At 69.9% G+C, this 11,313-nt stretch carries 9 protein-coding genes; 7 read left to right on the top strand and 2 right to left on the bottom strand.

Annotation, left to right across the window (positions count from 1 at the left end; genetic code table 11):
- The first annotated feature begins 102 nt into the window (after nt 1-102).
- The 6 genes from ruvA (at nt 103) to BLT44_RS11390 (ending at nt 7,631) form a co-directional block, all read left to right on the top strand.
- Nucleotides 103-738 (top strand): Holliday junction branch migration protein RuvA, encoded by a 636-nt coding sequence (gene ruvA, locus BLT44_RS11415; RefSeq protein ID WP_010156941.1) that lies wholly within the window; start codon nt 103-105, stop codon nt 736-738.
- Nucleotides 735-1,733 (top strand): Holliday junction branch migration DNA helicase RuvB, encoded by a 999-nt coding sequence (gene ruvB, locus BLT44_RS11410; RefSeq protein ID WP_010156942.1) that lies wholly within the window; start codon nt 735-737, stop codon nt 1,731-1,733. Before ruvA ends, ruvB begins: the two co-directional genes overlap by 4 nt.
- Before the next feature lie 91 nt (nt 1,734-1,824).
- Nucleotides 1,825-2,298, top strand: a complete 474-nt coding sequence (gene yajC / locus BLT44_RS11405; RefSeq protein WP_010156943.1) for a preprotein translocase subunit YajC — start codon at nt 1,825-1,827, stop codon at nt 2,296-2,298.
- A gap of 60 nt (nt 2,299-2,358) precedes the next feature.
- On the top strand, nt 2,359-4,167 hold the full coding sequence (gene secD, locus BLT44_RS11400; protein ID WP_029608300.1) for a protein translocase subunit SecD: 1,809 nt from the start codon (nt 2,359-2,361) through the stop codon (nt 4,165-4,167).
- Between the two features lie 2 nt (nt 4,168-4,169).
- Nucleotides 4,170-5,225: a protein translocase subunit SecF gene (gene secF, locus BLT44_RS11395; RefSeq protein ID WP_010156945.1), complete on the top strand. Its 1,056-nt coding sequence runs from the start codon at nt 4,170-4,172 to the stop codon at nt 5,223-5,225.
- 159 nt (nt 5,226-5,384) lie between these two features.
- Complete coding sequence (locus BLT44_RS11390; RefSeq protein WP_029608301.1) at nt 5,385-7,631, top strand: RelA/SpoT family protein; 2,247 nt, start codon at nt 5,385-5,387, stop codon at nt 7,629-7,631.
- Between the two features lie 38 nt (nt 7,632-7,669).
- On the opposite strand, the gene BLT44_RS15370 is transcribed toward BLT44_RS11390, so the two are convergent.
- Together BLT44_RS15370 and BLT44_RS11380 are read right to left on the bottom strand one after the other, a co-directional pair.
- Nucleotides 7,670-8,326, bottom strand: coding sequence for a hypothetical protein (locus tag BLT44_RS15370; protein WP_010156947.1), 657 nt, complete (start codon nt 8,324-8,326; stop codon nt 7,670-7,672).
- Between the two features lie 100 nt (nt 8,327-8,426).
- Nucleotides 8,427-9,665 (bottom strand): DUF349 domain-containing protein, encoded by a 1,239-nt coding sequence (locus BLT44_RS11380; RefSeq protein ID WP_231291608.1) that lies wholly within the window; start codon nt 9,663-9,665, stop codon nt 8,427-8,429.
- 161 nt (nt 9,666-9,826) lie between these two features.
- Here BLT44_RS11380 and BLT44_RS11375 point away from each other — a divergent pair, with 161 nt between their 5' ends.
- Nucleotides 9,827-11,122 carry a replication-associated recombination protein A gene (locus BLT44_RS11375; RefSeq protein WP_040505419.1) on the top strand — a complete coding sequence of 432 codons (1,296 nt, stop codon included), beginning with the start codon at nt 9,827-9,829 and terminating at the stop codon, nt 11,120-11,122.
- The last annotated feature ends 191 nt before the right edge of the window (nt 11,123-11,313 follow it).

Below are 11,313 nucleotides of genomic sequence, written 5' to 3'. Positions count from 1 at the left end.
CGCCGCGCGCGGGCCGGGCCGGCGCCCGGGGCTTTCGTAGATATGTTCGAGAACGCGGTGTGGCGGCGGGTGCGATCGCCGCGCTTCTTCTAGGGTGAACGTGTGATTGCTTCGATTCGCGGGCCCGTGCTCGCCGCCGGTGCCGGATGGGTCGTCGTCGAGCTGGGCGGACTCGGCATGCGCGTCGAGGTGCCGAGCGGGCGCGTCTCCGCCGCGCAGCCGGGCGAAGAGCTGCGCCTGCACACCTCGCTCGTGGTGCGCGAGGACTCGTTGACGCTGTTCGGCTTCGCCTCGGAGGCGGAGCTCGACGTCTTCGGCCACCTCATCGCCGTCTCGGGCGTGGGGCCGCGGAGTGCGCTGGGCGTGCTCTCGGCGCTGACGCCCGGCGAGATCGCGGCGGCAGTGGCGCTCGACGACGAGAAGCCGTTCCGCAAGGTCTCGGGGATCGGCCCGAAGACGGCGAAGCTCATCACCCTCTCGCTCGCGGGGAAGCTCGCGCATCTGTCGCTCGGCGCCGACGCCGAGCGCGAAGCCACCGCCGCTCCGCAGGATGCAGTGGCCGCCGGCGTGCGCGAGGGGCTCGTCGGGCTGGGCTGGAGCGAGGCCGAGGCGGGCCAGGCCGTGCAGGATGCGCGCGATGCGGGCGCCCCCGACGAGAGCGCCGGGCTGCTGCGCGCCGCGTTGGCGCTGCTGCAGGCGGGCCGCGGGGGAGCACGCGGATCGCGAGGCGCCCGGTGAGCGGTGAGCTCTCGGCCCAGGCGTCGGCCTCGGAGCAGGGCTACGAGGGGGCGCTCCGGCCGTCGAGCCTCGCGGAGTTCGTCGGCCAGTCGAAGGTGCGGCGGCAGCTCGGGCTGCTGCTCGACGCCGCCACGATGCGCCGCCACACCCCGGACCACATCCTGCTCGCCGGCCCTCCGGGGCTCGGCAAGACGACGCTGTCGATGATCGTCGCATCCGAACTCGACAAGCCGCTCCACCAGACGTCGGGCCCCGCCATCCAGCACGCGGGCGACCTCGCCGCCGTGCTGTCGGCGCTCACGCCCGGCGAGGTGCTCTTCATCGACGAGATCCACCGCATGGCGCGCAGCGCCGAGGAGATGCTGTATCTCGCGATGGAGGATTTCAAGGTCGACATCATGGTGGGCAAGGGCGCCGGCGCGACGTCGGTGCCGCTCGAGCTCTCGCCGTTCACGCTCGTGGGCGCGACTACGCGCGCGGGTCTGCTGCCCAATCCGCTGCGCGACCGCTTCGGCTTCACGGCGCACCTGGAGTTCTACTCCGACGACGAGCTCTCGCAGGTGGTGAGCCGCGCTTCGGGCCTCATCGAGTTCGCACTCTCGGAGAACGGCGTCGACGAGATCGCGCGTCGCTCGCGGGGCACGCCCCGAATCGCCAACCGGTTGCTGAGGCGGGTGCGCGACTACGGGCTGGTGCACGATCTCCCGGGCGATGCGTCGACCGTGCAGGCGGCGCTCGCGCTTTACGACGTCGACGACCACGGGCTGGATCGGCTCGACCGCGAGGTGCTGCGCGCCGTGGTCGAGCGCTTCAACGGCGGCCCGGTCGGGCTCTCGACGCTCGCGGTGTCGGTGGGAGAGGAATCGGAGACGATCGAGGCGGTCGTGGAGCCCTTCCTCGTGCGCACCGGTCTGCTCTCGCGCACGCCGCGCGGCCGCGTGGCGACCCGGCTCGGGTGGGAGCACGTGGGGCTGGAGCCGCCGACCGCTCCGTGAGAAGAGTAGGGGCGTTCACAGCGGCGACCGGCTAAACTGATGCAATCTGTGCCTCAGGAGAGGCATGGGTTCGTCTGCCGAAAGGACCGTTGTGCCTCTGGATCCGATCACCCTGGTGATGTTCGCGCTGATCGCGCTGTTGATCTTCTTCATGTTCCGGAACGGGAAGAAGCGCCAGGCCGCGCAGCTCGAACTGCAGAACAACCTCCGTCCGGGTGCAGAGGTCATGCTCCAGTCCGGCATCTTCGGCACGATCGACGCCGTCGATGAGGAGGAGAACAAGGTCACGCTGCACAGCGGCACCTCGACCTTCGTCGTGCACCGCAACGCGGTCGCCCAGGTCGTGGCGCCGGTCGACGCGGTCGTGGAGGAGGAGGGCTCCGCGCTCGCTCCCGACGACGATCCGGCGTTCGGCGAGCGGTTCGGCGCCACCGACGCGACGCCCGCAGGGGCGGCTCCGGTCGCGGATGACGCGCCGATCGCCCCCGAGACCGAGCCCCGTCGCGATCGCGACAACGACACCGACGTCGATGAGCAGGGGAACGGTTCGGCGCCGAAGGCCTGAACCGGTGGCCGCGGATTCTCCGCGGCCACCCCTGTCCACGTTTAGAGAAAGCAGTCTGCCTTGGCGTCATCACCCGCCGTTCGGAGGGCGCGTCGCTCCCTCGTTCTTCTCCTGGTATTCATCGTCGGCCTCACCGGCTTGATCGCATACGGCGTGTTCAACAGCAACGCCACCTGGACCCCGAAGCTCGCGCTCGACCTGCAGGGCGGCACCCAGGTGCTGCTCGCCGCGGAGCAGACGGGCGGCGAGGCGGTCGCCGGCGACCAGCTGCAGCAGGCCGTCTCGATCATCCGCCAGCGCGTCGACGCCGCGGGCGTCTCCGAGGCGGAGATCACGACCCAGGGCAACCAGCACATCTCCGTGTCCATCCCGGGCAAGGCGGATGAGGCGACGATGCAGCGCATCGAGGCGTCGGCGAACCTCGACTTCCGCCCGGTGCTGACGTACGGCATCGGAGCGGGCTCCGAGCAGGCCGGCGCGGAGGAGAGCGCCGAGGCCGGCGCCGCGACGGGCGAGGCGGAGACCGCCGATCCGGCGGCCGACGACACCGCCGCCGCGGAGGACGGCTCAGCCGAGGGCGAGGGCGCCGAGGGTGAGGAGGCCGAGGCCTACGACGAGACCCTCGATCCCGAGACGATTCCCGAGAGCGCCGGCGACACCGCCTGGATCACCCCGGCCCTGCAGGAGAAGTTCGACGCCTTCACCTGCGACTCCGACGCCGCGCTCGACGCGGGCAACGCTCCGGCCGACCGGCCGCTCATCACGTGCGACGACACCGGCGCCGTCAAGTACATCCTCGGCCCAGTCGAGCTCGACGGTTCGGTCATCACCGACGCGGTCGCGCAGGTCGGCACGACCTCCACGGGCGCCTCCACCGGCGAGTGGGTCGTGCAGATCACGATGGACAAGAAGGGCACCGAGGCCTTCGGCAAGATCAGCACGCGACTCTTCGGAGCTGCGGAGCCGCAGAACCAGTTCGCGTTCGTGCTCGACGGGCGCGTGCTCTCGGCTCCGACGATGCAGGCGCAGATCCTCGACGGCCGCCCCTCCATCAGCGGGCAGTTCACGCAGGAGTCCGCAGCCGCTCTGGCGGACCAGCTGAAGTTCGGCGCGCTCCCGATCGACTTCTCGGTGCAGAGCCAGGAGGACATCTCGGCGACGCTCGGCACGAGCCAGCTCGCCGCGGGTCTGCTCGCGGGGCTTATCGGCCTGCTGCTGGTCGTCGTCTACTCGGCGTTCCAGTACCGCGCGCTCGGGTCGCTCACCATCGCGTCGCTCGTCGTCGCCGGCATTCTGACCTACCTGCTGCTCACGTTCTTCTCGTGGCGGCAGGGGTACCGGTTGTCGCTCGCCGGCGTCGCGGGCATCATCGTCGCGGTCGGCTTCACCGCGGACTCCTTCATCGTGTACTTCGAACGCATCCGAGACGCGCTGCGCGACGGGTTCTCGATCGAGAGCGCTGTGGAGCACGGGTGGAAGCGGGCGTTCCGCACGGTGCTCGCCTCCGACGGCGTGAACTTCCTCGCCGCGGTCATCCTGTTCATCCTCGCCGTCGGCAATGTGAAGGGCTTCGCGTTCACGCTCGGCCTCACGACGCTCGTCGACGTGATCGTGATCGCATTCTTCACGCACCCGATCATGACGCTGCTCGCGCGCACGCGGTTCTACCAGGGCGGTCACCCGTTCTCGGGCCTCGATCCGCAGAAGCTGGGCGCGGTCTACCGGGGGCGCATGCAGTTCCGCGAACCCGTGGTCGTCTCGCAGGGCGGCAAGAAGAACGCCCGCAGTCAGGCGGAGGCCGCTCGACGACAGACCATCGCCGAACGCAAGGCCCTCATGGCCGATGCGTCAGCCGGAAAGGAGAGCTGACCATGGCTCGCTCATTCGCCGAGTTCGGCAACGCGCTCTACACGGGCGAGAAGTCGATCGACTTCGTCGGCCGTCGCAAGACGTGGTACGTGATCTCCATCGTGCTGATCATCATCTCCATCGCCGGTCCGCTGCTGCGCGGCGGCTTCACCTTCGGCATCGAGTTCACGGGCGGCAGCCAGTTCCAGGTGCACCTCTCGGAGTCGCAGGATCGCGATCCCGCGATCGCGGAGTCGGCGGTGCAGGAGGCGCTCCCGGGGAGCGCGCCCCGCGTGTCGCAGGTCGGCCCGACCGACATCCGCGTGCAGACCGAGGCGCTCTCCGACGCCGAGAACCGCGAAGTCGCGGAGGCGATCGCCGAGAGCTACGACGTGCCCGTCGCCGAGGTGACGACGTCGTACATCGGGCCGGCCTGGGGGCAGGACATCACGCGTCAGGCGATCATCGCGCTGATCGTGTTCATCCTCTTCGCCGCGCTCGTGATGGCGATCTACTTCAGAACCTGGAAGATGTCGCTGGCGGCGATCATCGCGCTGCTGCACGACCTCGTGATCACCGCGGGCATCTACGGCATCTCGGGCTTCGAGATCACCCCGGCGGCCATGATCGGCTTCCTGACCATCCTCGGCTACTCCCTCTACGACACCGTCGTGGTGTTCGACAAGATCCGCGAGAACACGGCGCCGGGCGAGCTGAACGACCGGCGCACCTTCGCGGAGTCCGTGAATCTGGGCGTCAACCAGACGCTGGTTCGGTCGATCAACACCTCGGTCGTGGCGCTGCTGCCGGTCGCGTCGATCCTCTTCATCGGAGCATTCGTGCTCGGCGCAGGCACGCTGCGTGACATCTCGCTGGCGCTCTTCATCGGCATCTTCGTCGGGGCGTACTCGACGATCTTCATCGCGTCGCCCGCGTACGCGCACCTGCGCGAGCGCGAGCCCGGCATCCGCAAGCACGACGCCAAGGTGCTCCGCACGCGTGAGCGCGGCGACGCTTCGGCGGCGGTATCGGAAGACGACGCGGCGGTCGACGGGGCCGACGCGGCGCGGCTCCGCTAGGGATCGAGAGCGCTGGTGAGCGGGCCGGGGGATGCAGTGGGCGGCGCAGTGCGCACGCCCGGGCGGCCTCCGGCCCGCTTCGCCGTTGCCGCCGGTGCCGCTCGCTTTGCTCCGAGCATCGCCGCGGGTGTAGCGTTCAATCATTCGAGGAGGTGATCCGTGGCAAGTCAAGATACGACGACCGGCGGAACGACTGCGCTTCGGCGCCTGGTGCCGCGTATCTTCTCCCGCGGAAGCGCCCCCGGCGCCGTTGATCAGCTGATCCGCACGGTGCGCGGCAACCACCCGCGCGCGGACCTCACGGTCATCGAGCGCGCGTACGCGGTGGCGGAGCGCGCGCACCGCGGCCAGAAGCGCCGCAGCGGTGAGCCGTACATCACCCACCCCATCGCGGTGGCGCAGATCCTCGCCGACCTCGGCATCGCTCCGGGCGTCATCGCGGCGGCGCTGCTGCACGACACGGTGGAGGACACGGAGTACACCCTCGATCAGCTGACGCAGGAGTTCGGCGAAGAGATCGCGATGCTCGTCGACGGGGTCACGAAGCTCGACAAGGTCAAGTACGGCGATTCGGCCCAGGCCGAGACCGTGCGCAAGATGGTCGTCGCGATGGCGAAAGACATCAGGGTGCTGGTGATCAAGCTCGCCGACCGGCTGCACAATGCGCGCACCTGGGGGTTCGTCTCGGGCGACTCCGCGAAGCGCAAGGCGCAGGAGACGATCGAGATCTACGCCCCGCTCGCGCATCGCCTGGGCATCCAGTCGATGAAGACGGAGCTCGAGGATCTCTCGTTCGCAGTGCTCAAGCCGAAGCTCTACGCCGAGATTCAGAACCTCGTCGAGCAGCGCAATCCGCAGCGCGACGAGCTCGTCGGCCGGGTGATCGGAGCGATCGAGGGCGACCTTCGGGAGTCGAAGATCCGCGGCGAGGTGACCGGCCGTCCGAAGGAGCTCTACTCGATCTATCAGAAGATGATCGTGCGCGGCCGGGAGTTCGACGACATCTACGATCTCGTCGGCATCCGCGTGCTCGTGAACTCGATCCGCGACTGCTACGCGGTTCTCGGCGCGGTGCACGCGCGATGGACGCCGATCCCGGGCCGCTTCAAGGACTACATCGCGACGCCGAAGTTCAACCTCTACCAGTCGCTCCACACCACGGTGATCGGGCCCGACGGCCGCGCCGTCGAGATCCAGATCCGCACGGTCGAGATGCACCAGCGCGCGGAGTACGGCGTCGCAGCGCACTGGAAGTACAAGCAGCGCCAGCAGAATCAGAGCCAGGCGTCGAACGACATGGCCTGGCTCGCGCACATCTCGGACTGGCAGGCGGAGACCGAGGATCCGAGCGAGTTCCTCGACGCGCTCCGATACGAGATCGGTGCGAAGGAGGTGTACGTCTTCACGCCGAAGGGTCGGGTGATCGGACTGCCCGACGGCGGCACAACGGTCGACTTCGCCTACGCCGTGCACACCGAGGTCGGCCACCGCACGATGGGCGCGCGCGTCAACGGCCGTCTGGTGCCGCTCGAAACCGCGCTGCAGAACGGCGACGTCGTCGAGGTGTTCACCTCGAAGGATCCGAACGCCGGCCCGAACCAGGACTGGCTCGGCTTCGTGCAGAGCAAGCGCGCCCAGAACAAGATCAAGCAGTGGTTCACGAAGGAGCGGCGCGAGGAGGCCGCCGAGACCGGCAAGATCGAGATCACGAAGGCGCTGCGCAAGCAGGGCCTGCCGCTGCACCGCGTCATGAACTCCTCGGCGCTGCAGCAGATCGCCCTCCAGCTCAGGTACCTGGATGTCACGACGCTCTACGCGGCGGTCGGCGAGGGGCACGTCTCCGCGCAGTCGGTCGTGGAGAAGGTGACGGCGCTCGTCTTCGACGAGCAGACGTCCACCGAGCCGGCGCTCGCGACGCTCCCGATCATCGAGGCGCCGCGCGCGCCGAAGACGACCGACTCGAGCGGCGTGGTGGTGGCCGGCGCCTCCGATGTCCTCGCCAAGCTCGCGAAGTGCTGCACCCCGGTGCCGGGCGACGAGATTCTCGGGTACGTGACGAAGGGGCAGGGCGTCTCCGTGCACCGCGTCGACTGCCACAACTTCATGACGCTGCGCGCTCAGGAGGATCGCGTGGTGGGCGTGGAATGGGCGCCCACGTCGAAGAGCGTCTTCCTCGTGCAGATCCAGGTGGAGGCGTTGGATCGAGCCGGCCTGCTCTCGGATGTGACGCGCACGCTCTCGGAGCACCACGTGAACATCCTCTCCGCGTCGGTGAACACGTCGAGCTCCCGTCTCGCGATCAGCAAGTTCGTGTTCGAGATGGCGAATGCGACGCACCTCGAGCATGTGCTGAACGCCGTGCGTCGCATCGACGGCGTCTACGACGTGTACCGCATCACCAACTAACCGCCTCGCGCCGCCACCCGCATCCCCGCCGCTGCCGGTCAGAGTGAGGCGAGGCGGGCCGTCGCGATGCGCCGGTGGCGAGACGAGCCGGCGTCGAGCGCGGCCTGCACCGTCCGTCTGCCGCCGGGCTCGCGCGCGAGCAGGATGCGGCAGGCGACGCGCGACTCGACGCCGAACGTGCCCGCCGAGCGGAGCAGGTCGCACAGCGTGCGCATCTGCGTGGTGACGGACTCCCGGCCGATGCGCACGAAGTCGGCTGCCGCGAGCGCGTGCTCGTGCACGGCGACGCCGGGCGCGCGCCGCGCGGGCGGCCGCTTCCGCCCGACGGTCGAGCACTGGAGGGGGTCGCCCGGGCTCCGCGCCGCCCCCCAGACCCACGCGGCGGTCAGGCCGATCGCGACGTACCGCTCCTCCAGCCACGGGGCGAGCGCCGAGAGGCGCACGCGGGGCGTCTCGGGCCAGGCCACGGGCCGCATTCCGGGTCCGCACGGAACGAGCGTGCCGCGCAGCCGCTCCGCAGAGCGCACGGCCGGCGGCCACTCGTGGATGCGCGGCACCTCGAGTCGCGGTCGGCGTCGCGTCGCCATCGGCAGCGAGTCGTGGACCGCGAAGGAACGCGACTCCGGCGCGCGTGCGTCGTGCGCCGGTTCTGCGGTATCGGCCGAGCGGGGGGCGTGCACGTGAGGAAGCGTCATCCCCTCATGGTGCAGCACCGGGCGGCTCGCACGCGGACTCCGAACCGAGGGCTGTGGAGAACTCGCGCGATCCGTGACGGCACCGAGGGGTGGGCGGAAGTCAGTCGCCGATGGCGGCGAGCCACGACTGCTGCGTGGCGAGCTTCTCCTCTGCGTCCTTCACCTTCCCCGCGTCGCCCGCTGCGCGGGCCGCTTCGAGTTCGGCGGTGAGATCGGCGATCGACGCCTCGAGCTGGCCTCGGAGGCCCTCGCTGCGCGCCTTCGTCTCGGGGTTCGTCTTGCTCCAGTGCTCGTCTTCCAGCTGCTTGACGTGATCCTCGATCTTCCGCAGACGGCCCTCGATGTCGCGCAGAGCTTCGCGCGGCACCCGGCCGAGCTCGTCCCAGCGCAGCTGGATCGCGGTGAGCTGCTTGCGCGCGGCCGCGTGATCGCGCACCTCCAGAATCGGCGACGCCTCGTCGAGGAGCGCCTGCTTCGCCGTCAGGTTCTCGGCGTACTCCTCGTTCGTCTGCGCGGCCTCCGCGGCCTTCGCCTCGTACAGCACGTCTCCCGCCGCCTTGAACCGGGCCCAGAGCTGATCGTCGAGCTTGCGGCTCGCCCGCCCGGCGGCCTTCCAGTCGTCGAGGAGGGCCCGGTACGCGGGAATGCCGTCGACGCCGCGAGGCGCCAGCGCTTCCGCTGCGGCGATGATGCGCTCCTTGCGCTGCTTCACGTCCTTGTTGGTCGCGTCCATCTGCGCGAAGTGCGCGCGCCGCGCCGAGTCGAACGACTGCCGGGCGGAGCGGAACCGCTTCCAGAGCGCATCCGCCTGCGACTTCGGAATCTGGGGGCCGCTGCGCTGGGCGGTCTGCCAGTCGGTGAAGAGTTGCTCGAAGGCCTGGCTCGTGTCCTTCCAGCGGATCGACGCCGCGGGCTGCCCTGCGAGGCGCTCGGCCTCGGCGGCGATGGCCTCGCGCTTCGCGACGGCCTCCGCGCGAGCGGCTTCGCGCTCGGCGTTCTGCTTCTCGCTCAGCTCGGCCGTCTTCGATGCGAGCTTCTCGACGCGCGCGCGCAGGCCGGCGATGTCGCCGACGGCGGCCGGCTCGACGAGCTGCTCGCGGAGCTTGGCGACGGTGTCGGCGGCCGAGGCGTCGGCGGTGCCGCGGGCAATGCGCGCCTCGAGCAGGGTCACCTGCCCCTCGAGGTCGGCGAACTTGCGGGTGAAGTACGAGAGCGCCTCCTCCGGGGTGCCGTCGGGGAATGAGCCGACGACGCGTTCGGCGTCGCCCTCGCGCACGTAGACGGTACGGTCTTCGTCGACTCGTCCCCAGGACGTCTCGTTGCTCGCTTCGCTCACGATTGTGCTCACCTGTCGTGTGTGGGGCCGGGCTACCGACCGGACGGAATAGTCACCACCACTATGCCACAGTGCCGGGCTGAGGTCTCGGGGTGCGCGGTCGATACGATGGAGGCGTGGATTCGAGACCTGTGCCCGCGCAGACGGCGCCGCTCGCGGTGCGGATGCGTCCGCGATCGCTCGACGAGGTCGTCGGCCAGCAGCACCTGCTGAAGCCGGGATCGCCGCTGCGCACGCTCGCGTCGGACGCGGCGGGCGGCGGGGGAGCCGTCTCCGTGATCCTCTGGGGCCCGCCCGGCACCGGGAAGACGACGCTCGCCCAGGCGATCGCGCACTCGAGCGGGCGGCGCTTCGTGGAGCTGTCGGCGGTGACGGCGGGGATCAAGGACGTGCGCACGGTGATGGAGCGGGCGCTCAACGATCGCGACCTCTACGACATCGCGACCGTGCTCTTCCTCGACGAGATCCACCGGTTCACGAAGGCGCAGCAGGATGCGCTCCTGCCGGGTGTCGAGAACGGCTGGGTGACCCTCGTGGCCGCGACGACCGAGAACCCGTCGTTCTCGGTGATCAGCCCGCTGCTCTCGCGCTCGCTGCTGCTCACGCTGGAGCCGCTGGCGGATCCCGACCTCAGAAACCTGCTGGAGCGCGCGGTCACCGATCCGCGCGGGCTGGCAGGCGCGGTCGAGGTGACCGACGAGGCGTTCGAGGCGCTCGTGCAGGTGGCCTCGGGCGACGCCCGTCGCGCGCTCACGGGCCTCGAGGCCGCCGGAGCGTCGGCGGTCGCGAGCGCCGAGGGCGACGGGACTCCGGTGGTCACGGGCGAGACCGTCGCCATCTCGATCGATCGCGCGCTGCTGCGCTACGACAAGAACGGCGATCAGCACTACGACGTCATCAGCGCCTTCATCAAGTCGCTGCGCGGATCGGATCCCGACGCGGCGATCCACTATCTCGCGCGCATGATCGAGGCGGGGGAGGATCCGCGGTTCATCGCCCGCAGGCTCATGGTGCACGCCGCCGAGGATGTCGGCATGGCGGATCCCCAGGCGCTCCCGATCGCCGTCGCCGCCGCGGAGGCGACGCAGTTGATCGGGCTCCCGGAGGCGCGCATCCCGCTCGCCGAGGCGACGATCTACATCGCGACCGCGCCCAAGTCGAATGCGGTCATCACCGCGATCGACGCCGCGATCGCCGACGTCAAAGCCGGTCGGTTCGGCCTGGTGCCGAAGCATCTGCGCGACGCCCACTACCCGGGAGCGAAGCGGATGGGGCACGGCAAGGGCTACCGCTACCCCCACAGCGACCCGCGCGGGGTGTCGCAGCAGCAGTATCTGCCCGACGAGCTGCGGGGCCGCGTGTACTACGAGCCGACGCAGCACGGCAACGAGCGCGGGGTGGGGGAGCGGCTCGAGAAGATCCGTCGGATCACCCGGGGGTCGAGCGACTCCTCCCCGTGAGGTCCGGGCGCGCGGAACCGGCAATCGCGGCGAGAAGGTGATAAGCTGGTCGACGGCCAACACCGCTCCCGTTGCAGGCTGCACTCGGGAAGCGGTCGGCAGTCGCCCTGTAGCCGGGTTTCTGCACTGGTCGTTCCCTCACCGAACAACGGTTCGCTGCGTCGCGTGCATCACCTGCTGATGCGGGCGCA

This window comes from Leucobacter chromiiresistens, assembly GCF_900102345.1.
Lineage (GTDB): Bacteria > Actinomycetota > Actinomycetes > Actinomycetales > Microbacteriaceae > Leucobacter > Leucobacter chromiiresistens.
Note: the sequence above shows the minus strand (reverse complement) of the source record. Positions and strands in the feature narration are given on the sequence as shown.